Source organism: Candidatus Chloroploca mongolica (genome assembly GCF_004762035.2).
Taxonomy (GTDB): domain Bacteria; phylum Chloroflexota; class Chloroflexia; order Chloroflexales; family Chloroflexaceae; genus Chloroploca; species Chloroploca mongolica.
The window spans coordinates 21,952-46,842 of sequence record NZ_SIJK02000038.1 but is presented as its reverse complement, the minus strand read 5'-3'; the positions used below and the strand labels follow the sequence as shown (position 1 = coordinate 46,842).

General features: G+C 57.9%; 18 protein-coding genes. 9 read left to right on the top strand and 9 right to left on the bottom strand.

Features of this window, described 5'->3' with window-relative positions:
• Positions 1 to 513 precede the first annotated feature (513 nt).
• Both EYB53_RS18290 and EYB53_RS25340 read right to left on the bottom strand, forming a co-directional pair.
• The gene (locus EYB53_RS18290) at positions 514 to 744 is read right to left on the bottom strand and encodes a hypothetical protein (protein ID WP_135479839.1); all 231 of its coding nucleotides are present in this window, start codon (positions 742 to 744) and stop codon (positions 514 to 516) included.
• A gap of 96 nt (positions 745 to 840) precedes the next feature.
• Entirely contained in the window at positions 841 to 972 is a 132-nt protein-coding gene (locus EYB53_RS25340; RefSeq protein WP_216863682.1) for a YbaY family lipoprotein, read from the bottom strand.
• Between the two features lie 349 nt (positions 973 to 1,321).
• Between EYB53_RS25340 and EYB53_RS18285 the strand changes: the two genes are divergently transcribed.
• Positions 1,322 to 4,051, top strand: a complete 2,730-nt coding sequence (locus EYB53_RS18285; protein WP_135479838.1) for a CHASE4 domain-containing protein — start codon at positions 1,322 to 1,324, stop codon at positions 4,049 to 4,051.
• Positions 4,052 to 4,072: 21 nt separating this feature from the next.
• Here the strand turns inward: EYB53_RS18285 and EYB53_RS18280 are convergent, their stop codons facing one another.
• From EYB53_RS18280 to EYB53_RS18255, 6 genes are all read right to left on the bottom strand, one after another.
• A complete protein-coding gene (locus EYB53_RS18280; RefSeq protein WP_135479837.1) occupies positions 4,073 to 4,606 on the bottom strand; it encodes an N-acetyltransferase in 534 nt (177 codons plus the stop codon).
• A 15-nt stretch (positions 4,607 to 4,621) separates the two neighbouring features.
• Complete coding sequence (gene argH, locus EYB53_RS18275) at positions 4,622 to 6,001, bottom strand: argininosuccinate lyase (protein WP_135479836.1); 1,380 nt, start codon at positions 5,999 to 6,001, stop codon at positions 4,622 to 4,624.
• Positions 6,002 to 6,011: 10 nt separating this feature from the next.
• Entirely contained in the window at positions 6,012 to 6,740 is a 729-nt protein-coding gene (locus EYB53_RS18270) for a hypothetical protein (protein WP_135479835.1), read from the bottom strand.
• On the bottom strand, positions 6,737 to 7,957 hold the full coding sequence (argJ, locus tag EYB53_RS18265; RefSeq protein ID WP_135479834.1) for a bifunctional glutamate N-acetyltransferase/amino-acid acetyltransferase ArgJ: 1,221 nt from the start codon (positions 7,955 to 7,957) through the stop codon (positions 6,737 to 6,739). Before argJ ends, EYB53_RS18270 begins: the two co-directional genes overlap by 4 nt.
• 17 nt (positions 7,958 to 7,974) lie before the next feature.
• Positions 7,975 to 8,688, bottom strand: coding sequence for a histidine phosphatase family protein (locus EYB53_RS18260; RefSeq protein ID WP_135479833.1), 714 nt, complete (start codon positions 8,686 to 8,688; stop codon positions 7,975 to 7,977).
• A 69-nt stretch (positions 8,689 to 8,757) separates the two neighbouring features.
• Entirely contained in the window at positions 8,758 to 9,960 is a 1,203-nt protein-coding gene (locus EYB53_RS18255) for an argininosuccinate synthase (RefSeq protein WP_135479832.1), read from the bottom strand.
• A 607-nt stretch (positions 9,961 to 10,567) separates the two neighbouring features.
• On the opposite strand from EYB53_RS18255, the gene EYB53_RS18250 reads away from it, so the two are divergent.
• Genes EYB53_RS18250 through EYB53_RS18240 form a run of 3 tightly spaced genes read left to right on the top strand, consistent with a single transcriptional unit; the run spans position 10,568 to position 16,177 of the window.
• Positions 10,568 to 12,715 carry a hypothetical protein gene (locus EYB53_RS18250; RefSeq protein ID WP_135479831.1) on the top strand — a complete coding sequence of 716 codons (2,148 nt, stop codon included), beginning with the start codon at positions 10,568 to 10,570 and terminating at the stop codon, positions 12,713 to 12,715.
• A gap of 7 nt (positions 12,716 to 12,722) precedes the next feature.
• The gene (locus tag EYB53_RS18245) at positions 12,723 to 13,559 is read left to right on the top strand and encodes a class I SAM-dependent methyltransferase (protein ID WP_135479830.1); all 837 of its coding nucleotides are present in this window, start codon (positions 12,723 to 12,725) and stop codon (positions 13,557 to 13,559) included.
• Between the two features lie 20 nt (positions 13,560 to 13,579).
• On the top strand, positions 13,580 to 16,177 hold the full coding sequence (locus EYB53_RS18240) for a DUF8728 domain-containing protein (protein WP_167857469.1): 2,598 nt from the start codon (positions 13,580 to 13,582) through the stop codon (positions 16,175 to 16,177).
• Between the two features lie 122 nt (positions 16,178 to 16,299).
• On the opposite strand, the gene EYB53_RS18235 is transcribed toward EYB53_RS18240, so the two are convergent.
• Positions 16,300 to 17,139: an Rpn family recombination-promoting nuclease/putative transposase gene (locus tag EYB53_RS18235; protein WP_256439724.1), complete on the bottom strand. Its 840-nt coding sequence runs from the start codon at positions 17,137 to 17,139 to the stop codon at positions 16,300 to 16,302.
• Positions 17,140 to 17,779: 640 nt separating this feature from the next.
• Here EYB53_RS18235 and EYB53_RS26655 point away from each other — a divergent pair.
• The 5 genes from EYB53_RS26655 to EYB53_RS18210 all read left to right on the top strand — a co-directional run bounded on the left by EYB53_RS26655 (position 17,780) and on the right by EYB53_RS18210 (position 24,744).
• Positions 17,780 to 18,004: a response regulator transcription factor gene (locus EYB53_RS26655; RefSeq protein WP_135479827.1), complete on the top strand. Its 225-nt coding sequence runs from the start codon at positions 17,780 to 17,782 to the stop codon at positions 18,002 to 18,004.
• Positions 18,005 to 18,344: 340 nt separating this feature from the next.
• A complete protein-coding gene (locus tag EYB53_RS18225; RefSeq protein ID WP_135479826.1) occupies positions 18,345 to 19,802 on the top strand; it encodes a vWA domain-containing protein in 1,458 nt (485 codons plus the stop codon).
• A gap of 539 nt (positions 19,803 to 20,341) precedes the next feature.
• The gene (locus EYB53_RS18220; RefSeq protein WP_254151128.1) at positions 20,342 to 21,532 is read left to right on the top strand and encodes a glycosyltransferase family 4 protein; all 1,191 of its coding nucleotides are present in this window, start codon (positions 20,342 to 20,344) and stop codon (positions 21,530 to 21,532) included.
• 61 nt (positions 21,533 to 21,593) lie between these two features.
• Positions 21,594 to 22,373 (top strand): 3-keto-alpha-glucoside-1,2-lyase-like domain-containing protein, encoded by a 780-nt coding sequence (locus EYB53_RS18215; RefSeq protein ID WP_135479824.1) that lies wholly within the window; start codon positions 21,594 to 21,596, stop codon positions 22,371 to 22,373.
• Between the two features lie 52 nt (positions 22,374 to 22,425).
• A complete protein-coding gene (locus tag EYB53_RS18210) occupies positions 22,426 to 24,744 on the top strand; it encodes a sialidase family protein (protein ID WP_135479823.1) in 2,319 nt (772 codons plus the stop codon).
• The last annotated feature ends 147 nt before the right edge of the window (positions 24,745 to 24,891 follow it).

Sequence of the window (24,891 nt, the reverse complement as noted above, 5' to 3'; positions counted from 1 at the left end):
GGCCCGGTCGGCGGGTTGGCGAAGAGGAGGGACTTGACAAACATTACCGTATCTCGCTCCGTTCGGGGTGACAGGGCAGGCTACGCACCGGCACGGTTTCTCTCCACACCACTGGCCCGTGGGCCACTTGGTACTCAGGGTGATATGTGAAGGTTACTCTCATGGAGACGCATGCGAATTCTTGTTGTCGTATGAGAGTGTTACATGTTTGGCTTCTGCACGATTGCTACGCTCTGGTAATGCCAATCGTGTATGTTATTTACAGAAGCTGAATAACTGCTGTGTCTAAGGAGGTAATATGAAGGTCAACTATGGTCAAAAAAGACCTTCAAAACAGAGGAAATGCACGCCCTAAAACGGTTGAGGCTTTGCTTAGTACGATAAACTCTTTGTTTCGAAAGACTCTATCTCAAGATGAGCTTTCGCTTATTTTACGTGAGTTGCATTCTCAGCAAATCATTCTTATCTCTGAAACTCAAGTTACGTACCCTTGAAGGCCAGCTTTGCTGGCCTTCAACTCACCAACTCATACCCTTGCCTGCGGTGGGTTACGATCAGGTTGGCTTCGGGATCGGCGCGACGTAGGGCGCGGCGCATCAGCAGTGCGCGCAGCGCTCTCAGTTCCGTTGAGCGCCCAAGCAGCGGTGTTGGCGGCACCGGCAGATTGTTGGGCACCGGCTTCAGCGCAAGTTCAGCGAGTGGGGCACGCTGCACAAGCGCCGGATCATCGAGGGCCGCCCGCATGGTCGCCGCGATGCGCTGGCTACAAGAAGGGTCACAACTGGTGGCGTTTCCATCACGTCTGCGGGTCGGTCGGGGATAATGCGGGCAATCTGCAAGTTACCACAGCGTTGGGGGCAACGCAACGCGTTCGTTGTAGGTGATGATACCGCTGACCGAACTGCTGTCCTGAGCGGCAACACGCCCGGGCAATACGACGAGCACAACAGCAACGACAACGATCCAAAGCATATGCAACGGCTTCATAAGATTCCCCAAAAACTTATACTAGGTGCCGTTTATTCTGTAGATGAATGAGGCCGTCTGTTACCTACGTTTCCCGCTCGGTTGTCACTCTGAGTACTAAATGGCCCGCAGGCCAGTGGCGCCGCGAACAACAGGGTGATCTCCCGTCAGACCTCACAGGTCTTCAAGGCATGTGAGGTCCGCCGTTGGTTGAGCTTGTCGAAGCCAATACCGAGAGCAGAAAACTTAGGTTACACACTACTGAGTTCCATCTTGCGTGTGTTTAGTAAGATCAGCGCTGTATAATGGGTACAGAAGTGCCCTGGGATGGTGTTGAGTACGAAATGTCTACCTTATGAATCTTGTGTCCCTACGCCTCCGCATTTTGCTGGCGACCTTCCTGCTGTTCGGGATGTTGCTGGGCGCGTTGCTCTGGCTGGTAGGCTTGATTATTGGGCAGGGTTTTGCTGAAGTCGAGGAACGTACGGTCGCGATGCGCGTTGATCAGGTCACCAATGCACTTAATAACGATCTCGCTGATCTGACCCGCCTTACCCGTGATTATGCGGTCTGGGACGACTCGTTTGCGTTTGTCCGTGAACCTAATCCCACCTTTATTGAAAATAATTTTGTTGATGCAACGTTTCTGAATAATAAAATTGGCTATGTTGCATTTGTGAATATTGATGGCGAGATTGTTTATGAACATGCTTTTGATTTAGAATTGGGTGAACAGGTTGATCCGCCTGCTGCGTTGCGTCGGTTTGATGGCCCCAATGCACCGTTGTTGCAGCACGACGAGTTCGCAGAGGGTCTTGCTGGCCTGCTGATCCTTGATGAGCGCCTCTGGTTGCTCGCGGCTCACCCGATTCTTACCAGTCTCGGTGAGGGGCCGCCCGCCGGGACGTTGCTGATGGCGCGGGATCTCAATCGCCTTGAGCTTGCGCGCCTGGCTGAGTTGACGCGCCTGCCTTTTACGCTTACCCACTTTGATGATCCTGCGATCCACAATGAGTTTGCCCCGTTGATGGCTGGACTTGCTGCTGGCGAGGCAGTCGCGATCTATCCACGCGATGCTCAAACGATCATTGGGGCCACCCAGTTTGATGATCTCTATGGCGGATCGGGTGTGCTGCTGACGGTCGAGTTGCCTCGCGAAGTGTACCAACTTGGTCAGCAGGCTTCACGCCAGTATATGGTGATGCTGGTCGGGGTCGGGATGCTTTTTGGCTTGCTCATCTTTGCGTTGCTCGAGCGTACGGTCTTGAGGCGCATGATTGCGTTGCGTGACCAGGTTGGAGCCGTTCAACCTGATCAGCCCGAGGCGCGGGTTGCCGTGAAGGGGCGTGATGAAATTGCCCAGCTTGCTACGTCTATCAATGCGATGCTTGAACGCTTGCGGCAGGCCCAACAGCGCATCAGCGAGAGCGCCCAGCGCTATCGCCAGTTGACCGAGTTGTCGCCGGATGCCATCATTGTCCACGATGGTCAGACGGTGCGCTATGCCAATCCAGCCGCAAGCCAACTCCTGGGCCAGCGTTCGCCTCAGCCAATCGTCGGGCAGCCGGTTGATCCTGTGCTTGGCGAGCTTGTGCCCCAGCCTGATGGCACACCCGTTTTGCGTGATCGTATGCTGCTGCGTTCTGATGGTTCCGTGATCGAGACCGAGGTGGTGGTCTTGCCATTTCGTGATGGTGATACGGTTGCGACCCAGGCGATTGTCCGCAATATTACCCAGCGCAAACAGATTGAGCATGCTCTCCGCGATGCTAGAGATGCCGCTGATGCGGCGAATCGCGCCAAGAGCCAGTTCCTTGCCACGATGAGCCACGAGTTGCGTACGCCGCTTACTGCGATTATCGGCTATGCCGAACTCTTGATCCGCTCGTTTAAAGATACGGCCCCGGCAGAAGTGATGCATGATCTGGGCCGCATCAAGAGTGCCGGCAAACAGCTTCAGGCTCTGATCGATGATGTGCTTGATCTCTCGAAGATCGAGGCTGGACGCATGCAGGTCGAGATAAAACCGTTGAATGTGTCTGAATTGATCGAGGCAGTGCTTGATACCGCAGGCCCTCTTGCCAAACAGAACCAGAATGCCCTCGGTATGGTTCTGCATCCACGGGCGGGTGCGATGATCACCGATGAAATGCGACTACGCCAGATTTTGCTCAATCTGCTCAGCAATGCCTGTAAGTTTACGCATCAGGGTACGGTTACCCTCGAGGTTACTGTCCTCGCTGGTGAGGCTGGTTCCGCCTCTGAGCGGATCAGTTTCGCGGTGCATGATACCGGTATTGGCATTAGTCCGACCCAGATGCCCATGCTCTTCCAGGATTTTATGCAGGCCGATGCTTCGACGACCCGTAAATATGGCGGGACGGGGCTTGGTCTGGCGCTGAGTCAGCGCCTTGCGTATCTGCTTGGCGGCGAGGTGACAGTGAAGAGTCAGCCCGGGGTTGGCTCGACGTTTACCCTGACCTTGCCACGGGTGCTCGATCCCGAGGTGGCTCAAATGTTGCGCACCCGCGTCTTGCAGGCGATTACCCCCTTAGGGAGTGCTCCCTCATCTGCACTTGAGGTGTCCACCGAAACACAGTTGGTGCTTTGCGTCAGCGAGGATGCTGCTCTGGTTGAACAGATCGCATCCCTCCTTGCCCATGTCGGCCTCCATGTTGAAATGGCAAGTTCACCGGCTCAGGGCGAAGAGCTTGCTCGCATTCTGTTGCCTGATCTCATCCTGCTTGATATGCGCCTGGCGATGTTTGCGCGTGCGGCATTGCTTCACCAGCTACATCAGGATGCCTCTACCAACCCTATTCCTGTCGCTATGCTCTTTCTTGATGCAACTCATCATGAGTCTTCACTTGATCCCCACGTTCATTCGAGTGGGCCTCACGATCCCGCGTCCGCGTTGGCTCCGCAAGGCGCGAGTCTTCGCCCATTGGTGACCCGAGACACAACCGATCTGGTCAAGTTTTTGCGTCAGATCCTTGCCCCCACGGGCTGGATCGTTGATGTGCCTACGTTTGATGAGCTACAAACCAGTTCGTATCCTGGGCTAGGCCCCATCGAGGGTGCGTAAAAAGCCAACAGCGCTGGCTTGTTACGCACCCTCGATGGGGATCTCACGCACCATGGCTACTTCGTCGCAGCGATCTTGCTTGAAGCAGGTGTTGCAGTCTTGCCAGATTTTGTGTGGCAGGCGTAACTTGGGCACTTCGCGAAAGCCGAGACGACTGAAAAAGCCGACTTGCAAGGTGAGTGCAAAGATCGTCGGGATGCCCAGTTCACGGGCTTCGTCAAAGAGCGGCTCGACCAGATAACGGCCCAGTCCGCGCCCCTGGAAGTCGGGATGCACGGTCAGGCTCACCACTTCCGCCAGGTCCGCCCAGGTGATATTGAGTGCCGCCGAGCCGACCACTTCGCCGTCGGCTTCGGCGACGTTGAAGGAACGTACCCGATTGTAGAGTTGATCGAGCGTTTTGGGTAACATATCGCCGCGCAAGGCGTAGTAGTTGATCATCTCATATAACCGTGGTATATCGCTGACCCGCGCCCGCCGAATGATGACGGTGGCTTTAGAACTTACGTTCAGGCTGGGCAAGGTTACCGGTGGCTGATACAACGGACTGGTCATGACTGGGCTTGCTCCTTACTCATCAAGCAGATCGCGCCAGCGGGCACACTGTTCAAGGACGCGTTCGGGTGCGGTGCCGCCCAGGCTATCTTTGCGTGCGACACTCTGGGCCATATCAAAAAGACTGTAGACGGTATGGTCAAGTTCCGGTTGCACCGCCTGATATTCAACCAGGGGCAATTCGCGCATCGGCAGGTGCAGTTCAAGCGCCCGCCGTACCAGGCGCCCTACTTTGCCGTGCGCCTCGCGGAAGGGCACGCCGCGCCGCACCAAGTCATCCGCCAGGTCAGTCGCGAGCATCGCATCATCGAGCGCTGCCCGCATCCGCTCGTGCCGGGCCTCCATCGTCGCTACGACTGCCGCCGCGACCTCAAGGCTCAGATCAAGCGTGTCCAGGCTGTCAAAGAAGGGCTCTTTGTCCTCTTGCATGTCTTTGTTGTAGGTCATCGGCAGCCCTTTGAGCACGGTGAGCAGCGTGACGAGATTGCCGATGAGCCGCCCGCTTTTGCCCCGTAGCAGTTCCATGCTATCCGGGTTCTTCTTTTGGGGCATCAGACTCGATCCGGTGCTGTAGGCGTCGGCCAGTTCGACAAAACCAAACTCGGCGCTGCTGTAGAGCACCAGATCTTCGGCGAGACGGCTGAGGTGGACGCCAGTCAGGGCAAAGGTGAAGAGCAGTTCGGCCACGTAATCACGATCCGAGACGGCATCAAGCGAGTTGCCAGCCACCGCGTCAAACTCATCAAGGGCCTCGGTCAGCCGTTCGCGCTCGATGCCCAGGCTGTTACCCGCCAGTGCGCCTGCACCGAGCGGGAGCGTGCGTGCCCGCGCTGTTGCTTCATGCACGCGCTGACGGTCGCGCTCGAACATTTCGACATACGCAAGGCACCAGTGCCCGAAGGTGATTGGTTGCGCCCGTTGCAGGTGCGTATAGCCCGGCATCAGCGTGGAGGCATGGGCTTCGGCCTGGGTCAGCAGGGCGAGTTGCAGCCCGAGCAGGCGCTGATCGATTTGCCGCCCCGCGCTGATCGCAAAGAGGCGCATATCGGTGGCTACCTGATCATTGCGCGAACGCCCAGTGTGCAGCTTGAGCGCGACAACACCCACCAGTTCGTGGAGCCGACGCTCGACGGCGGTGTGAATATCTTCGTCGCCTTCGATCGCTTCAAAGCTGCCATCGGCAAATTCACGGCGTACCAGTTCCAAGCCTTGACAAAGCGCTTCGTACTCTTCGCGATTGATCAGGCCTGCTTCGAGCAGCGCTCCAGCCCATGCGATGCTCCCGTCAATGTCGACCTCGGCCAGGCGGCGGTCAAAGCGAAACGAATCATTGAAGCGACGCATTGTCGCTGCCGTCGGCTCGGCAAACCGTCCACCCCAAAGTTTGTGTTCCATGCGTATGTCCTTAGATCTGCTCTATTTTCTGATACCTTTGAATATGCATATTCTGTGTGACCAGCAAGCGCCAGTAGGCGGACATCAGGGCACCGGCACTGGGTACGAGGTCACTGAGTTGCTGTGCGGTCAGCAGGGCGTTGACGAGGTGCGCATAGCCTTCGGGTTGCACCGGAAACGCCATACTCTGCTCGATGGCCGGGTACCCTTCGACGATCACCCAGCGTCGGTTGATTAGACAAAGTGCTTGACATAACTCATCGATCATGCACCTGGCTCCCAGCGTTGCATCGAGTTCATCGTTGCGTGCCGCCGCCGCACGGAGCCGCCCATACGCTTGAAAGACCAGGGCGGGCAAATGTGTTGCGACGCCGATCAAAAAGGCTTCGTGGTCAAGACGCATCCCCAGGGTGCGCCATTGGGCCACAAGGTCGGCGTCGCCCACGAGTGGTTGCAGTTGATCGAGCCGCCCCATCATCGTCGCCCACTGCAAACCGGGGCCACCCAGTTCGGCTTCAAGGTGACGACGCTCGGTTACGAGCATCGCCACAGTCACCTCTTGAAAAAGCAGATGGCGTTCACGGAACACCAGGCTATCCTCAACCACAAACCAGAGTTTCAACCCTGACCAGGGATCGTCTTCGCCTGGGATCGCAAGGCTTCCACCGAGCACAATTTGATCACCGTAGGTTGTATACATCCGGCGGAGTAGCTCGCGCGCCAGATCAAGGCGGGTCATGTACGATACTCGGCGTTAATGGCAACATATTCCGGACTGAAATCGCATGTCCAGACCGTTGCCTCACCCTCACCGAGGCCAAGGTTGGCCTCAATGCTCACTTCGGGCACATTGAGCAGGTCGCTGGCAGCTTTTTCGTCAAAGGGCAGCGGCAGGCCGCGTTCGAGCACACGCATGCCACCAAAGTGCAACACAACGCGTTCGGGATCAAGGTGTGCCCCGCTATAGCCCATCGCACAGAGCACCCGTCCCCAGTTGGGATCAGCCCCATAGAGCGCCGTTTTGACCAGCGGTGATTTGGCGATTGTCATTGCCGCGAGGCGTGCATCGGCGACACTGGCCGCACCGCTCACGGTGATCGTAACAAAGCGGGTTGCGCCCTCGCCATCGCGCACCACGGCCTGCGCCAGGTACTGGCAGAGCGTCGTCAGTCCGGCGAGAAACGCTGCCCCATCGGGGCTTGCGAGGTCGGTAATTGGTGCATTGCCAACCGCGCCATTCGCGAGCACCAGCAACGTATCGTTGGTACTCGTATCGCCATCAATGCTAATGCTATTGAAACTGACCTCGACGGCCTGGCGCAGCGCGGTATCAAGCGCCTCACGACTGATAGCGGCATCGGTTGTAACCACACTGAGCATGGTTGCCATATTCGGATGGATCATGCCGGCCCCCTTCGCCATCCCGCCCAGGGTAATTGTATACCCCGAAGGAAGCTCCACGCGTAGGGCGGCATGTTTCGGGCGCGTATCGGTCGTCATGATCGACCGTGCCGCCGCCGGCCCTTTGGCCGCATCAAGCTTCTGTGCAGCGGCTTGAATCCCGGTGACAACCTTGGCGATCGGCATTGGCACGCCAATCGTTCCCGTTGACATCACAAACGCCGTATCAACCGGCAAACCCAGGGCTTCTTCGGTCGTACGCGCCATGGTCAATGTTGCTACCTCGCCCTCGCTGCCGGTGCAGGCATTGGCATTGCCCGCATTGACGACGAGCGCCCGCAACCCGGTGGGGTTGCGCGTCATCAATTCCATGTCATAGCGTACGGGCGCTGCCTTGACCAGATTGGTGGTAAAGACAGCGGCGGCTGTACATGCGCGTTCGCTCACCAGCAAGGCAAGATCATCACGGTTGCGATATTTGATGCCACAGTCGTGGGTTGCTGCCCGCCAGCCCAATGGCGACGTGGGGTGACCATCTTCGATCCATGTATCCATGACCGTCCGTTATTCCTCTACTCGGTTGGTACCGGTGATGCCGGATGCCCACCAGGTGCTTGCAAATCCGTATCTTCCCAGCGCACCGATTCGGTTGCGCCGATATCGTGCAGATGGGCAATATCATTGTAGCTATTCAACCGCCAGAGCAGCCGCCCCCGCCGATGAACCTGTTCCCAGTGGGTCAGGCTCGTATTGCGGGTATGAAAATCGGTTGGTGGCAAGACATTCGAGGGCATCTGGAAGAAATGCATGAAGGCCCCATCAATCACGCCACCATGACAGACAAGCACAATCGATTTGCCTGCGTGTTCACTGGTAATTCTGGTCAAGGCCTCGGCAACCCGCAGCATAAAGCCGCCCCAACTCTCGCCGCCCGGGGCGATTGGGCGCAGCGGATACTGCTCAAAGTCAGGCGGGCCAAAGATCGCCCACGCTTCCTGGTTGGTCATACCATCAACTTCGCCGAGGCGCAATTCCTGCACCTCATCATCCAGGATAATCGGCACCCCCAGCGCTGGCTGGATTATTTCGGCTGTCTGGCGGGCTCGTGGCAGCGTGCTGGCGATCAGCACATCGGCCTGGAGTTCGCCGTGGGCCAGACGGTCACGCAGCCGCTCGGCCTGTTTGACCCCCCGCGGGGTCAGCCCTTTGTCACCCTGCATTCCGGCCAGAATTGGCTGCACATTCGCCCACGCTTCGCCGTGACGAATCAGATAGAGATTGGTCATACGCCACTTTCTTTTGCGTGTTGCGTGGTGACGGCGCAACCGCCACCACGCAACACCCAAGCATCCACCCTATTTCATCAAGGCTTGCACCTTCATCGAGAGGCCATAGAGCTTGATGAAGGCTTCGGCATCCTTCTGATTGTAGACCATATCGGGACCGAAGGTCGCCAGGTCTTCGTTGTAGAGCGAGAAGGGTGAGCGCCGTCCGACGACGATCACGTTGCCCTTATAGAGCTTCATCCGCACATCGCCGGTCATCGTGCGCTGCGTGGTCTGGACAAACGCATCGTACGCTTCACGCACCGGGGTAAACCAGCGGCCATTGTAGACCAGATCGGCATAATCGAGCGCAATGCGATCCTTGGCGCGCAGCGTCTCTTTGTCGAGCACTATGCTCTCGAGTTCGCGGTGGGCCGTATAGAGGATTGTACCACCGGGGGTCTCGTAGACGCCGTGGCTCTTCATGCCGACGAGCCGGTTTTCCACCAGATCAACCCGCCCGATCGCATGCTTGCCACCGACAACATTGAGGTAATCAACCAGATCCACAAGGCCCATCTGGGATCCATTGGCAGCCACGGGCACACCCTGGACAAAGCTGATCGTCAATTCTTCGGGCTCATCCGGGGCCGCCTGCGGGCTGACGCTCATCTGGAACATATCCTCTTCGGGCTCGTTCCACGGATCTTCGAGCACACCGCCTTCGTGACTCAGGTGCCAGAGGTTGCGGTCGCGGCTGTAGATCTTCTCGGCGGTTGCGGTCACGGGGACATTATACTCAGCCGCGTAATCGAGCGCATCCTGGCGACTGCGGATCGTCCATTCGCGCCAGGGGGCGATAATCTTCAAATGGGGATTTAGCGCAAAATAGGTCAACTCAAAGCGCACCTGGTCGTTGCCCTTGCCGGTTGCCCCGTGGGCCACGGCATCGGCCCCCTCAAGCGCGGCAACTTCGACCTGATGCTTGGCGATGATCGGGCGCGCAAACGACGTGCCGAGTAGGTACTTGCGCTCGTAGATGGCCCCAACCTGCATCGTCGGCAGAATATAGTCGCGGATAAACTCCTCACGCAAGTTGCGCACAATCAACTTGCTCGCCCCACTCGCGAGCGCCTTCTCCTCAAGGCCCTCTAGTTCATCGGCCTGGCCCAGGTCGGCGCAAAAGCAGATGACCTCACACCCATAATTCTCGCGGAGCCAGGGGACAATCACCGACGTATCGAGCCCGCCCGAATAGGCCAGAACCACCTTTTTGACTTCACCCTTTGCCATGGTACGCTCCCTTTGTTGCTTCTGTCTCCAGGACATTAAAAGAGCCAGCCCTGCGCTCTAGCAAAGCTGGCCTGATCCCCAATGGTCAACAAGCACAATTAGCCAGGGCAGAAAGCCGACTGGAAGTTGGTACGACGGTCTCGACGCAGGCGCATACTGCTCACTGGTGAGCTGTGGATGCGCAGAAACTGGTGCGAGAAGATCGATGCCATGGTGTGCTTTTGCCTCATAAACGATGTCGCCGTGCGCAGAGTATACCACACGCCCTGGGAGGCGTCAACGTAAGGCCGAAGCATGGGCAGGGCTGATGCATCTTCCGTGTATGCACCCGCCAGGGCACCCGCAAGGGGTGCCCGTACACCGGACCCGGCCCCCGCCGGGTTGCGCCGGGGCCGCGCACACCACCACGACGGCCCGGCCGGCCTGTAGGGGCACCCCTTGCGGGTGCCCTGATAGGGCGTCTTGTTATATCCGGTTTCGTATGATGCAATCGCCCTGGAAGCACGCGCCAGTCCCGGCTGTGGTGGAGCTCAAGCGTGGGTGGCGTGTGCTTCGGCCCTAATGGTATAATACGGCGCTGTATTCGTGTACGTGGTGGGAGTCGTGTGTGCCGAAGGTTGTCTCAGCTCTAAAGCTCCATCTGCTTGTGCTGGGTTGTTATCTTGTTCTGAGCCTCTTTGTGCTCTGGCCGATGCCGTTACATGCGCTGACCCATGTCATTGCAACTGGTCCTGGTCAGGTGGATGCCTACCTGGGGATCTGGAATGTCTGGTGGACGGCGGAGGCGTTGACGACGGGGCAGAATCCGTATGTGACGCCGCTGCTCTTTCATCCCCAGGGCCTCGACATCTTTTGGCAGACGCTTAGTTTGCCCCAGGGTCTGCTGGCGTTGCCGGTGACGCTCACGGCTGGCCCGTTGCCGGCCTATAATCTGTTGATCCTGCTCAGTTTTGTGCTGGGGGGCTATTTTAGTTTTCTCTTGATCCGCACGGCGCTGCGCCTGATCTTTCCTGACCCTGCACACCTGCATCTGATTGCGTATGCGGCGCTCGTTGGAGGCGCGGTCTATACCTTTGCGCCGTTTCATATGCAAAAGGTGCTTGATGCGCAACTCGAGGTGGCTTCGATCCAGTGGGTGCCCCTCTGGGCGCTGGCGACGTTGAAGCTTTTGACCAGACCTACCTGGTTCTGGGCGTTGCTCAGTGGGTTGCTGTTGCTCTGGGTTGGCCTGGGTACCTGGTATTATGGCCTCTTTGCCCTGATTTCAGCCGGTGTCTTGGCTGGTCTCTGGGCGTTGCAACCGCGTGAGCCAGGGTCGCCTTCAACGGCTGAGCTGCGCTTGCCTATCAAGGGATGGTTCCTTGATCTGCGTCTGCTCGCCTGGGGTCTGGTGCCGATTCTGCTCTGGTTTGTCTTGATGACGCCGCGTTTGCTCCATTTGATCCAGGAGGGCGATGAGTTGCTCGGTGATACGCGTACCGAGCAACACGCGCTGGCCGATCTGATCTCGTTCTGGCTCGCTAATCCCAATCATCCGCTCTGGGGCGAGGCGGTGACGGCGTTTTATACCAGCCTCCATCCCGGCGAGATCCTCTGGAATGTCGCCTTCGGGCTGGTCGGGATAGCGCTGGCGCTGGTTGGGGTCGCGGCGACATGGCGTACGCAGTGGCGCTGGTTGGTGCTCGGGGTGCTGGCGTCGGCGATGGCGCTCGGTCCGGAGATCATGCTCTTTGGCTGGCACACGGGGATTCCTGGCCCCTATGCTTTGATCGAGGATCTGCCGGGGGTGCGTTCGAGCCATCGCCCGAATCATTTTGTTGTGATCGCGATCTTGACGACGGCACTCTTTGCGGCTGCGGGTACTTATCACCTTTTGCGGCGTGCGCGTCGGCGTGGGGCACAGTGGATGACGGCTGGTCTGTTGGTTGCCGTGGTGCTGATTGATGGTTGGGCAGGTTCGCTGCCGCTTTTTCAACGCCCAATGCCCCAGGCCTATCTGACGATGCCGCCGCCTGATGGCACGGGCGGGTTGCTGCCCATTCCGGTGCATCTCAATGTCTCGAATAGCGAACATCTCTGGTCTCAGACCGCGCATCGCTGGCCGATTGTGGGCGGCTTTATCGGGCGCGAGCCGCCCTATCCGCTTGGGCGTTATGCGCCTGGCGTGCGCGAACTGCGTTTTGGTCAGGTGTACCGTGACGATATCCTGACCCCAGGTTGGCCCGAACTGGCCCGTGAAACGCTTGCCGCCTATACGATCCATTCGGTCGTCTTTCACCACGCTTCGATGGGCACAACCCTGACCTTTATGCGTGACCTGGTTGACGAAATGGGCCTCGATCCAGGTGTGCAGGATGCGGAACTGACCTTCTATCCGGTGCCCGAGCCGCTGGTGAAACGTCCCCTGGCCTATCTGGGCAGCGGTTGGGGTGATCTGGAAGAAGACCGGGGAACCCGCTGGCGCTGGATGGAACCCACTGCGCAACTCTTTCTACTCAACCCCGAAGCGACCTCGCGACCTGTACGGCTTTCGCTTGACCTCGAAGCCTTCGCCCAGGTGCGCCCGCTGACGCTCCAGGTGGGTGACGCTCCTCCGTTTACCATCGACGTCGCCCGTGAACGGAGCGTGCGGCACCTGCGGCTTATCCTGCCGCCTGGTGAGACTGTGGTATACTTAAACGCCCCGGCGGACAGTTCGCCTGACCAATCCGGGCGACAATTGAGCATTGCGGTGATGGGCATTGCGATTGAATGAGGAACGGATGGCTCAAGCGGTGAAAAAACCAGGACGTGCGGTGCGCTTGCCTGCGTGGCGAACAGTTGCCTACGAGATTGCCCTGAACGGCTGGCGCATTCTGCGTGAGACCGTCAATGATTTTAGCCTCTGGCGCTTGATTGAGTATCCGTGGGCCACCCGGGCCCTCGAAGTGCAGCCTGGTGATCTTGTGCTTGACCTTGGCTCGGGCACGTCGTCGTATCCCCACATGCTCGCGAAAGAGGGCGTTGATGTGATCGTGCTCGAACTTGATGCCGATCGGGTGCGTTGGCAACTGGCCAAGCGACGCGCCACGGCACGTCGAGGCGATGGGCGCTTCTTTCCTCTTGTGGCGAGTGCGACGGCGATGCCGATCCGCGACGAAAGTGTCCAGCGCATTGCGGCGGTCTCGTCGCTCGAGCATATTCCCGATGATGAGGCCGTTGGCCGTGAACTGGCGCGCGTGCTCGCCCCTGGTGGCCTGGCGGCGCTGACCTTGCCCTATACCAGCAAGGGTCGCACCGATTTCTTCAAGGGGATCAGGAAATTTCTTCCCGCTGGCCCGAATGCATTTGTGCAGGAGGGGAAAGCCGGCTCGTTTTTTCGCTTTTATACCGAGGCCGATCTGCATCGGGTCTATGTTGCGCCTGGCGCACTGAAGATCAGTCCGCCTGAGGGTTTCGGGCGCTCGATCCTCAATGGCCGCTATCACGAGACGCGCCTGACGCGCTATTGGCGGCGTTTTGTGCTCAAAGATCTGTTGCTGGCCTTGATTGTGCATCCCCTCGAAGAACGCTTTGATCGCAGCGATCCGCTCTATGTGATGTTTACGCTGCGCAAATAATCATGGGGCCTGTTTCGCCCATGCCTTCTGATCAGCTTTCGGTCGTTACACAGGCCACGCAGCGCGGCACAACGCAAGGCTGGCGGCGGCTCATCCGTAGCTTGCCGCTTCTCCTGATCGTGCTGGCGGCACTTGCGGTCTTGTGGCTCGGGTTGCGTCCGCCGACCTTTGCGCCGGTTGCCAGCGGCCACCTTGACCTCGGGCCGACGTTTCTTGATGGCGTCTATGGTCCTGAAGTCCACCCGGATGGCTACACCTATCGTTGGACCACCGGGGCACCGCTGTTGCAGATGCGCGGTGCTTTTTATGCCGCCCCGGCCTACCTGGCCACGATCCGCCTGCGTGCCGAGCATCCCGAGGCACCGCAGCCCTTTACCATGCTCGTCGGTGGTCGTCCGGTCGCCGAGGCCACCCCCGAAGCCCAGTTTCGCACGTATCGCATGTTGCTCGGGCCGGGTAGCGGCGACGGGGCCGAACTCTGGTTGGCCTTGCAGACGCCGACGTTTGTGGCGTCTGGTGAAAATCCGCGTCCGCTCGGGGTTGTGCTCACCGATCTGCGCCTGATGCCGGTGGCCCAGTTTGATCTGCGTGGAGCCATGGCAACGGCCCTGGGCCTGCTGCTGCTCTGGGGGGCGTTGCGGCTCGCGGGGGTACCAGCGCCAACGACGCTGGCGCTGATCACGCTGGCCGCCAGCGCCAGCGTCGCCCTCGTCGCCTTGCCCCGACCGCCGGTGGTACCATTGATTGGCCTCGGCACCATTGGCTTGATCAGTGTTTTCGTTGCAGCGGTGCTTGCACAGTCCTCCACGCTTGCAGGGAGAGAGTTTTTGTCGGATCGTGCCCTGATGCCTGTTTCCCATCACCCCCCTGCCCCCCTCGCCCACACGTTGCTCCTGAGCTTCTTCACGCTCATCGTCGTCTTGAGCGGGCGCATCTGGCCGCCGTGGCTCTCGGATGATGCCTTCATCTCGTTTCGTTATGCGCAGAATCTCGTGCAGGGGCATGGCCTGGTCTATAACCCTGGCGAACGGGTCGAAGGGTACACCAATTTTCTCTGGACAATGCTGGCGGCGCTTGGCTTGCGCCTCGGCGGGGATCTGGTGATCTGGAGCCACCTGGCTGGCGTGGTGCTTGGCGTGGTGCTGGTGCTGCTGATCTTTGCGCTGACAACACGCTTGATCGGAGCGCCGTGGGGCCTTGTTGCCGCACTGATCGTCGCTACCAGCCAGAGCGTTCTGCTCTACACGGGACGCGGCTCGGGGTTAGAGACGGGCTTCTTTGCCGTACTGATGCTTGCCGTCGCATGCGCCTATCTCTGGCCGGAACAGGTGACCTTGCGCACCGCCATAGTGACGGGCTTGATCGCTGGCCTGGCCGCCTTGACACGCCCCGAAGGCGCGATGGTCTTTGCGTTGACGGCAGCGCATCTGTTTGCCAAGGCGATCATAGATGGCCGGTTTGGTCTCTCTTCTTCGCGGCGACAGCGAGAGGCACCGGGGCAGGCGAGCGAAGGATTACCTCGGCGTGCGAGCGCAGGGGGACAACGCATCACCTATGTAGTGGCAACCGTGCTGCCGCTTGTCGGGGCGTTTGCCCTGCTCTTTGTGCCCTATCTGCTCTGGCGTTTCAGCTACTATGGCGATCTGCTGCCGAACACCTTCTATGCCAAAACCGGCGGCGGGCGCGAACAGATCTGGCGTGGCCTGGCGTATGTCGGGGCGTTCACGCTCACGCTGGGCGGCCCGTTGTTGTTGATCATCCTGGTGCCGTGGGTGACGGGGTTGCGGCACGCGCTGAAATCGTGGCGCAGTTATATGCTACTGGTGGTCGTCATCTACACCATTTATATCATCTTGGTCGGCGGCGATCACTTCCGCGGCGAGCGCTTTTTTGTCCCGCTGGTGCCATGGTTTGCGATCCTGCTTGCCGATGGCCTTGCCCAGATCATGCGCCTACAGCCGGTGGCACGTATTCACCCTTCGCCTGGGAACGAGGGCGTCCCGCCCTCGAACGCACCCCGAGCGCGGGACGCCCTCGCTCCCAGCGTGCTGACGCCCTCGAACGCACCCCGAGGGCGGGACGCCCTCGCTCCCAGGGTTGCCAGCGTGCTGACGCCCTCGAACGCACCCCGAGGGCGGGACGCCCTCGCTCCCAGGATGGTATCCAGCGTCCTGATCATCAGCCTACTGATCGCGGGGAGCCTGGCCGTCACGCGGACGATGCGGAGCGACACCGACATCATTATGCAAGGACTTGACGAAAGCGTCTGGATCTGGCGCGAACTCGGGTGGTGGCTCGCGGATCAAGACGATCCAACGGCGACGATGGCGGCAGCAGGGGCCGGAGCGGTCGCCTTTTACAGCGAGCGTACCATCATTGACATGCACGGATTGACGGATCTGCATATCGGGCGTCTGGCGATCGAAGGCATGGGGAGTGGGGTCGCAGGGCATGAAAAACGCGACCCAGACTACCTGCTCAACGTGCGGCGCGTCACCTACATCCCCGCCCTCTGGGACTACTATTTCCAACCCGACTTTGATTTGAACGAGCAGTACGAATTGCATGGCATCACAACGCGGGCGGGACGAGCCATGGGGATGTGGGTGCGGCGGTAGGGGCGAGGCAGCGCAAAGAAGGTTGCCCGCTCGGGTTGACGCAAAGGCGCAAAGGCGCAAAGGTGTGTGTGGAGGTGGGTCAACCCTTCGCGCCTTCGCGCCTTTGCGTCAAAAAAACCATCCTACCCTTGCTCCGCCACGTCGGGCGCAGGATGCGCGGAGGGCGTGGTTGCCATCAGACGTTCTAACTCGGCTTTCAACTCGGCAAAGGTTGTCGGGGTCAGCCCCGTGGCCTGCGTGATCACCTGCCACGTCGTGCCTGCCGCAAGCAACTGCTCGATTAACTCAACCTTGCCCTTGAGTTCGCCTCTGATCTCACCTTTGATCTCACCTTTTTGCAAGCCTTCTTCAATGAGTTCTTCGGCATAGGTCATGAGCTCACCTCCTAACTGCGTATGTTGCTGCACCACCGTCTCCAGCAGTTCCATGACGACCGCACGTTCCTGGGTCGCAAACAGATAGAGAAAAAAGGTCTGGTGCGTCTCGCCGCGCCCCGAGGCGAGCAACTCGGCCAGTAACGGCATCGCCGCCGCCAGCACCGCTTGCGCCTGCGCCCGCATCGCTGCCATCAGCAACAGTTGCGTGATCTGCCCCTTGAGCCCGCCCTTCACCGCGCTCGGCGGCATGCCCGACTGGTCAATCAGATAGTGGCGCACGTGCGGCGTCAACGTTGCGTCCCACCCTGGCACCTCTGGAAAGAGATCGGCCAGGTTGGTTGAATAGCTCCAGGCTCGCCGTCCCTGATAGAAGACCATCGGGATGATGGGCCGCAACTGCGTTTGCTGTGGCGCGGCTTTGAACGACTCGTCCCAGATCCGACACATATAGTTCAACAAGCGCAGGCGCATCCAAGGATCCGGCGTCGATTGATGCTCAAACAAAAGATAGAGGTGTCGTGATGATGCTGGATAATCCGATGCATGGTGGCTCCTCGCTGCGGGTTGATAAGAGGAGTATAGCATGGTTGTGCGGTAGAAGGTAAGAGCTATGCTATAGGGTGATTGCATCATACGAAAGCGGATACAACGGGGCACCCGCAAGGGGTGCCCGTACACCGGATTCGGCCCCCGGCCCGGTGTACGGGCACCCCTTGCGGGTGCCCTGGTGGGGTGCATACACGGAAGATGCAATCGCCCTGGTGGAGATGCAGGGCGATTGCGTCTTCGGTTGGTGCGAGCCGCAACGGCGGGCACTGCGTTTTTAACTACGTACGAGGCCTATACCAGAAGCATCAGATCCCCAACCGTACTACAGTTGCAATTCGGTACTATAGCCATATAGGACTATTGTCTTAGTTCAAAAAGTCGTATGGTAATTATTCGCATTTGATGTTAATCTAAACAAGGTGAAGTTTGCATTTCCGCTTGCACTTTACATGATCTTAATGTGTCTAATTTCTGAAATCTTAAGATGATTAAGATTTAGTCAAAGAAGCGCCTTAGGTGTTGTGTGAATAGTCGTGCGAAGAATCACCTCCCACATATTGAGACCCCGTATGAGATCCAATGTCGGAAACTCCGACACATGTAGGTTTAGTATCATTGATGACCTTTGCCAGCAGATTGCTTTGTTGTATGGGCTGCCATGCCCTGAAGGTTGCAAATGAGCTATGCCATGCCACGTGATGCAAAGCCTCTAACCGGTCAAGAGTGCAAAGTGATCAAACTTATTGCTCAAGGCAAGACAAATCGCGAAATTGCGTATGAAATGGGGTTGTCTTCTTCAACCGTAAAGCACTATGTACGCAGCATATGTCAGAAGTTGCGGGTTCCCAACCGTACAGCTGCCGCGATTCGGTATTACAGAGACATAGAGAATCTATCTTAGTTTCTTTGTATTTGTATTTTATATTAATTTATTGACGGTCAATTTTTTAGCTTTATTTGCATCTTATGCTAATAGCACTTCTAGATCATTTGTGAGCGGCTGGGTTGCTGTTCGCGGCTATGCCGTGAACAGCAACCTAAACGCTTTTCCAAACCCGTTAGGGTTGCAAGACCCTAAGTTGTGAATATCGCCTTGTTTTATTGCCCGATTTCTGACCCAAAGGGGGTGATTGAACGATTAAATTACTCACGATAGTATCCGTTTTGATCAAGCCTGAGGATCTTTTCGTGTCTCTGCATCTATCTGCAAGTGTACATGTCTCGAAGGGAGAGGGAAGCTTATGCCACGCCGTCTATTGCTAATCCTTGCGACCTTGCTCGTCGCCATGCTCGTTAGCCTTGCCCCTGGTGCCGCTCGGCCTGTTGCCGCCCAGGGAGATTGTTCGGTTGATTTTGCTCGACTTGATGTCATGTTTGTTATTGATCACACAGCAAGCATGAATTCGTATATTCGATCGGCCATTGATGAGTCCGAAAGGATTGCACGTGGTGTGCAAGGCCTGGTGCCCGATGTTGCTTTTGGTGTTGCATCATTCGCTGATTATCCAATTTATGCAACATCAGATGATGTCCCGTATATCTTGCATTCAAACCCGGTGACTGACATCAGTTTTCTACGTCCGAATTTGGAGCGAGTCTTCGCGGCACGAAGCGGCGGAGGTGATATTCCCGAGTCCTACGCACGGGCTATCTTTGAGGCTAGCCAAGTTGTTTGGCGTGAAGATGCGCGGCGGGTGATTGTTTTGATGGGTGACGCTATTCCTCACTCACGGGGTGATGGCTTTGGTGATGGTCTACCTGATCCTGGGCGTGACGGTGTGCCGGGCACTGCTGATGATTTAACATTTACTGGAGCATTGGCAACTGCACGCGATGCGGGTGTGCGGATTGCAGGTTTGTATTTTCGTAGCGATAGCGAAGTTGCCCGTCATTTCAATTATGCAGGCTCACAAACTGGTGGAAGTGCCCGTTTGTTCCCAAGTGGTGGTAGCATTACGGATGAACTAGTCGGGATCGTCGCTTCTGTTGTCTGTAGGAGTGTCGAAGTTTCCCAAACTCCCGCTTTTGTGACGGCTGCCGTTTTGCCACAGCCAAGCATCAGTGCGGCACGTGGTCAGATCGTGACGGTTGATGTGGTCATGACTAATCGTGGCAAGGGTCATGCGATCAATGCAGTGCTTACTCTGCCCTTCAATCCGGCAGTTGGGCAGTTGCTCGATGCAAAATTCTCGCGTCCAACTGGATGGGTTAGCGCCGTGGGGACGGATAATCTCACGTTACAGACTGGTGAATTGCGCAGTGGTAACGATGTGATCACGGGCACGCTACGCTTCCTGGTAAACCAGGGGAGTGCTGATGGTGCCGCGTTGCTGGGTCGTGCTAGCATGACCTGGAAAGATCGATCTGAAGGTGGACGTGCTAATGCTAATTTGCCAGTCGTGGTGAGTAGTGGCAGTAGCGTTCATGGTACCTACCCGATGATTGCGAACCCGGCCAGTGGCCCTGCGGGTAGCACCCACACCTTTACCAGTGCTGTCTTTAGCCCTCGTGAACCAGTTACGCTCTGGTATAATCTACCTGATGGAAGTGTTCGCTCACTAACTACGGTCACTGCAGACAAGGATGGTGCCATCAGCATCAATCTAACCACAACTGGTTTCGCGGCTGGAAATTACTCGATGGTCGCATACGGTAATTTCTCTACCATTACCGCTGCTGTGCCTTTTAGCGTTCGCTGAGAGTAAGATCCGACGAAGCCTGCTCTTTTGAGGACTTTACCGCCAGTCCCTGGAAAAGACAGGGGCTGGCGGTTTCATTTAGACCAGACCTCACAGGTCTAGCAGACCTGTGAGGTCTCGCCCGTGTCGCGCATACCGGATTATGTACTGGAAGACCATTACGGCGACGGCAGAAGCTGCATCAGTCCTGCTAGGCGGCGGGCTATGTGTTGACCCTACGGCGCAGTGGGGCGTGCGGCATGGGCTTCTGGCATGCCCGCTCGGGTTGCCGCAAAGGCGCAAAGTTGTGTCTGGAGATGCATCAACCCTCTGCGCCTCGGCGCCTTTGCGTCAAAAAACCGCCTTCTTTGCCAGGTATTGGCCCCCGCCCGCCGCTAACAGGTAGCTATCAGGTTCCTGGGGGGAACTTTTTACGCACACGAGCGTTATATTATGGTAGCATCGTACTATCATCCTGCCTTCTGCGTCAGGTCGCTATGCTGCGCCACTGGGACATCATGCGAGTTTTGTATTGTATCCCGCGCTATGAGAGCGCTGCGATGGGTAATCGCATTCATACTGAAATTATCGCCGAGTGGCGTCGCTTCGGGGTTGAGACCGAGGTTGTTGCGCTGGCGGCGGGCCTTGCGCGACGGACAACGACCGTCGAAGAGGGTATTACCGTACACCGCTTGCCCGTCAGTGCTGGCCTTCCGCTGAAACTGGCGAACCGTCTGGTTGCCGGTCTTCTCCCTTACCCGTATCTGGCTGGCGCAGGGTGGCACTATCGTCAGTTACTGGCCGAGCGCCACTACCACCTCGTGCATATCGAGACCGCCTTTCCCCTTGGCCTGGTTGCCGCGCTTGTGCCTCCCCGTCAGTCTCCACCATTAGCAGTTACCTTGCCCGGGGCCGATATTATGGCCGAGCCTGAATTCGATTACGGGTATGGGCGTTTTCGGGCTGTGCGTGCTGCGCTACCCTGGATCTTCGAGCGCGCTGCTGTCATCAGGGCTGATTCGCCGCAACTCAAAAAGCTCGCGATCAAGCTCGGGGCCAACCCCGAAAAGGTGACCTCGATTCCGTATAACATCACTGCCGACAGCTTTCCGCCGACTGATGATCTCGTCGGTTTGCGCAAGCAGAGTCGGGCGATGGTCGTCGAACGCCATCACCTCGATCCTGACCGGCCCATCATTGTCAGCATGAACCGGTTGCATCCCTTCAAGGGCATTGCGTACCTGGTTGATGCCATGCCGCTCGTGCAACGTCAGGGTCTTCGTCCGCAATTGCTTATCGTGGGACCAAACCGTACGACCCCGCAGTTTGGTGATTATGGGGCCTATTTGCGTCAACGTGCGCTTGCGCATGGCGTAACCAGTGATGTCCATCTGGTTGGTGGCGTGCCGCACCACGAAGCGATGAGTTACATGGCGGCGGCTGAGCTAACTGTGGTACCATCAGTTGCTGAGTCATTTAGCCGGGTGGTGGTCGAAGCGGCGGCAGTTGGGACGCCGGCGGTGGTCACCCGTACGACTGGGGTCAGTGACTATGTGGCGGCGTATGGTACCGGGCGCGCCGTTGAGCCTCGTTCCGGTGCGGCGATTGCCGAGGCCATCACGGCTTTGCTGCAGGATGCTGCGGCCTGGCAAACGTGCAGTCGTCATGCCGTTGTGCTTGCAACGGCCTTTCGTTCATCCGAGATTGCCACCGATCTGCTTGCGCTCTATCGTCGGGCGATCTTCCGTTGAACGAGCGGCGTGCTCTGCTCGCTGCTATTGGAGAAGTTCTGTTATTAAGGAGAGTCTATCTATGAAGCGATACCGAATGCCAACCATCATCACGGCGATCGTCGCCGTTCTGGTGGCAAGTGCTCTGGCGGTCGCGCTCTGGCAGGTGCCTCAGGGCATCGCGCAAGAGCAGCAACCCTTGTTGACCTATCCTCCCCAGGAGCCAACGCCGACCGTCGGGCCGAATCCGACCACGGTACCGGCGCTGGCAAGTGTCACCTTGACCGAAGCGGACTTTGATACCCCCGAGGCTCTCGATGCCTGGGAAGTGGTTGATCTCGAATTTGTGCTTTCGGATAACCAGGCCAACTGGCAGATCACCGAGGGCCGATTGATGCAGAATCGGGCCGGGCCTGCTTTCAGCCCGTCGATCCATCACACCGCAGCGTTGATCGGTGATGAGACGTGGCGCGACTATACCGTTCAGGTCAGCTTCTATGACCAACTCAATGGCACGGCAGGCTTGATTGCCCGTTATCAGGGCGATGATCCGCTGACGGCAACCTACTATCGCTATCGCATTATCAAGAACAGTTTCCGCGATACCCCTCGGCAGGTGCTTGAGCGGGTTGAGCGAGGCGTGGCCGTTCCCCTGGCCGAAGTCACGGACATTGGGTTTGATGAGCGCATGTGGCATGTCTTGAGCATGCAGGTTGATGGCAATACGATCCAGATTCGGATGAATGATGAAGTCATGCTCGAAGCGGTTGATGCCAATCCTTTGCCCGCTGGCAAAGCCGGGATCGCTACCCGCGCCGTGGGCACGATCTTGTTTGATGACTTCACGGTTGTGACCCCCTGATGCATAGCATAGCGTACTGGCTGACGTTGTTCAAGCCTGGAGGATGAGATTAATGTTGCGTAAAACAATGATAACCCTGGCGAGTATGGCGATGATGGCTGCCATCGTCGCCGTCACAGCCTTCCCCTCGATGCTTCAAGCGCAGACGCCCCCGCCGCTGCGGGTGCTCAGCGAAGGCATCGTCCCCGGATCGGGTCAGGTCAAGTACCCTGATGTTGCGGCTGGCAATGGTCTGGCGCATATGAGTGGCAATGCCGACCGTCGTTCAGCGTATGCCTGGACCAAGACGGCCAATGCTGGTAATTTTGCCGGGCGTGATGAGTTGGGTCCTGCGACAGACAACCCGGACTATTCGGGTACCGCGATCGCGACGGCGCCTGATGGATCCGTCTATGTGGCCTGGATCAACCAGCCCGAGCGGGTGATCTATGCCCGCCGCCGCAGCCCCGAAGGGGTCTGGGGGCCAACGAGTGTCGTGACTCGCGGTGAACCTTTTGCTGTACGACCAACGATTGGCGTTACTGGCAATGGACGGGTCTTTGTGGCCTGGCGTAACCCTGATCAACCGGTTAGCTACAGCTCTTCACTCAACGGTGGGGCAAGCTGGAGTAGCCCACTCTATGTTACAACCCTCCCGTCGTTTGGTTCAGGGGCCCAGCTTGCGGGTGGCCCTGGTGATAACATGGCGGTCACGTTTACGGCCGATGATGGCGGCAGGTTGCACATCTTTGTGGGCCTGTGGAATGGGACCTCGTTTACGATTGAACGGGTCACGCAGCCCAACAATGATGGCTGGGCCGACTCTTCGGTGACCTTTGCGCCCAATGGCAAAGTCTATGTTGCCTGGCGTGGCATTGCGACTGGTGGGGGCGAGGCAGGGTACTTTTTTGCTGAACGCAAAGCTGCTGGAGACTGGCCCCGTTCGCGCCTCGCTGGTGGCGCAGTCGTTGGTCGTGCTGCGATTGCCAGCGACGAGCAGAGCAATATTCACCATAACTGGATCCTGGAGGCAGGTTCGCGTTCATTGTTTTATGCCTTTTTGCCGGTGGGTCAGGCCCCCGTTGGCCCGATCCAATCAAGTTCCAGCGGCGCTTTCTTTAATGCAACCAATGCCGCCAGTATCGCCAATTCGGCCTTTAGCCATATGGTGCTCGAGGACTTTGGTGGGGGTGGGCTCTCGTCACGCTATGCCCTCTTTGAAGCGGCAGTGAATATCTTTGGTGGCACACCCGTCCTTGAAGATGGTGAGCCATTGATCGGGCGTACGCTTGATCGGGCGGTGAAGTTGACCTTCACCAATGTGCAGGGTGCGCCAACCCACTTCCGCTATGCCTGGAATCGTGTGCCAACCGAGGCTGATACGCTGATCCCGTATGCTGAGACCGTGCGCATTCTGATCCCTGCCGACATCCTTGATAGCACCAGGTGTGAGCCGGTGACCCTCTATACCCAATTGTTCGACACGGTGAATGGCCTCGTGCAAGAACAGGTACGCAGTGATACGATCCAGATTGATGGCCTGGTGGGTGTCGAGGTCAATTCGTTCAGCGTCTTCTCTGTTGAGGCACAAGCCGCACTGGCGAATGAGCCGGAACTTGCCGGGGTGAGCGGGTCGCCAATTACTGACCCCAACTATACGCGTCTTCCGCTCGTCTACCTGCAGGTGACACCGCAGAATGACTGTTCGGGATTGACCAGTTTTGTTGTGGCGAGTTCGGCGGAAGCCGCTGGCGTCGAGTACCAACTTGCGCCGCAGGGCTTTGCTGGCATTGTGATGTTGCCTGATGTGCTCAATCTGCGCCCCGGGCCGGTGCCCTTCAATGTGCGGGTGAAGGATGGCGCAGGTAACTTGCGGGGCTTCGATTTCTCGATCATCTTTGATGAGACCCGCCCTCGTGTCAATCTGCCCCGGCTCAACAGCGATCCCGAGCGTTACGTGATCACCTCGACCTTTGCGATCACCTCACCAATGCTTCAGAAGGTCGCGTTGTCCAACATTGATGAGTTGGTAACCGACGATATCTATCGTGCCCCTGGCGCGCCAACCCGTCAGTTCTGGGCCCTTTGGATGGCGAATTCACGCACACGGGTCAATGATCCGCTCAGCACTGCGTTGCCGTGGGTCTTTGTGCCGGCACCGGCAAGCCGATCCGATGGGAGCCCGACGAATCGGGTGACTGAGGTGACCAACTGGAGTCTGGCGAGTGGGCTGACGAGTGCGCAGTTGCAGCGAGGCCAGTACTACATCTACATCCGTTTCATTGATGCTGCTGGCAATATCTCGGATGACGTGCTGGAAATCCCTGTGTTTATTGAAGGGACAGGGGCGTTGCCCAGACTCATGAACTATATCCCGCTTGCGAATCGTTGACGCTCGCGTCAGGGTTCATTCAGGCCCTGCTCTCTTTCCTCAGGTTGCGCACCTCCGGCCAGTTTTACTGGCCGGAGGTGCGCAACCTGTTTCGCCCTGTTACCAGAAATGGTACAATCGGGGCAAGACGCGAGAAACATTGAACAA

Coding starts and splice junctions, on each gene's coding strand:
- EYB53_RS18290 (WP_135479839.1), bottom strand. CDS start 744: ATGCGGGCGGCCCTCGATGATCCGGCGCTTGTGCAGCGTGCCCCACTC.
- EYB53_RS25340 (WP_216863682.1), bottom strand. CDS start 972: ATGCTTTGGATCGTTGTCGTTGCTGTTGTGCTCGTCGTATTGCCCGGG.
- EYB53_RS18285 (WP_135479838.1), top strand. CDS start 1,322: ATGAATCTTGTGTCCCTACGCCTCCGCATTTTGCTGGCGACCTTCCTG.
- EYB53_RS18280 (WP_135479837.1), bottom strand. CDS start 4,606: ATGACCAGTCCGTTGTATCAGCCACCGGTAACCTTGCCCAGCCTGAAC.
- argH (WP_135479836.1), bottom strand. CDS start 6,001: ATGGAACACAAACTTTGGGGTGGACGGTTTGCCGAGCCGACGGCAGCG.
- EYB53_RS18270 (WP_135479835.1), bottom strand. CDS start 6,740: ATGACCCGCCTTGATCTGGCGCGCGAGCTACTCCGCCGGATGTATACA.
- argJ (WP_135479834.1), bottom strand. CDS start 7,957: ATGGATACATGGATCGAAGATGGTCACCCCACGTCGCCATTGGGCTGG.
- EYB53_RS18260 (WP_135479833.1), bottom strand. CDS start 8,688: ATGACCAATCTCTATCTGATTCGTCACGGCGAAGCGTGGGCGAATGTG.
- EYB53_RS18255 (WP_135479832.1), bottom strand. CDS start 9,960: ATGGCAAAGGGTGAAGTCAAAAAGGTGGTTCTGGCCTATTCGGGCGGG.
- EYB53_RS18245 (WP_135479830.1), top strand. CDS start 12,723: ATGGCTCAAGCGGTGAAAAAACCAGGACGTGCGGTGCGCTTGCCTGCG.
- EYB53_RS18240 (WP_167857469.1), top strand. CDS start 13,580: ATGCCTTCTGATCAGCTTTCGGTCGTTACACAGGCCACGCAGCGCGGC.
- EYB53_RS18235 (WP_256439724.1), bottom strand. CDS start 17,139: ATGCTATACTCCTCTTATCAACCCGCAGCGAGGAGCCACCATGCATCG.
- EYB53_RS26655 (WP_135479827.1), top strand. CDS start 17,780: ATGAGCTATGCCATGCCACGTGATGCAAAGCCTCTAACCGGTCAAGAG.
- EYB53_RS18225 (WP_135479826.1), top strand. CDS start 18,345: ATGCCACGCCGTCTATTGCTAATCCTTGCGACCTTGCTCGTCGCCATG.
- EYB53_RS18220 (WP_254151128.1), top strand. CDS start 20,342: ATGGGTAATCGCATTCATACTGAAATTATCGCCGAGTGGCGTCGCTTC.
- EYB53_RS18215 (WP_135479824.1), top strand. CDS start 21,594: ATGAAGCGATACCGAATGCCAACCATCATCACGGCGATCGTCGCCGTT.
- EYB53_RS18210 (WP_135479823.1), top strand. CDS start 22,426: ATGTTGCGTAAAACAATGATAACCCTGGCGAGTATGGCGATGATGGCT.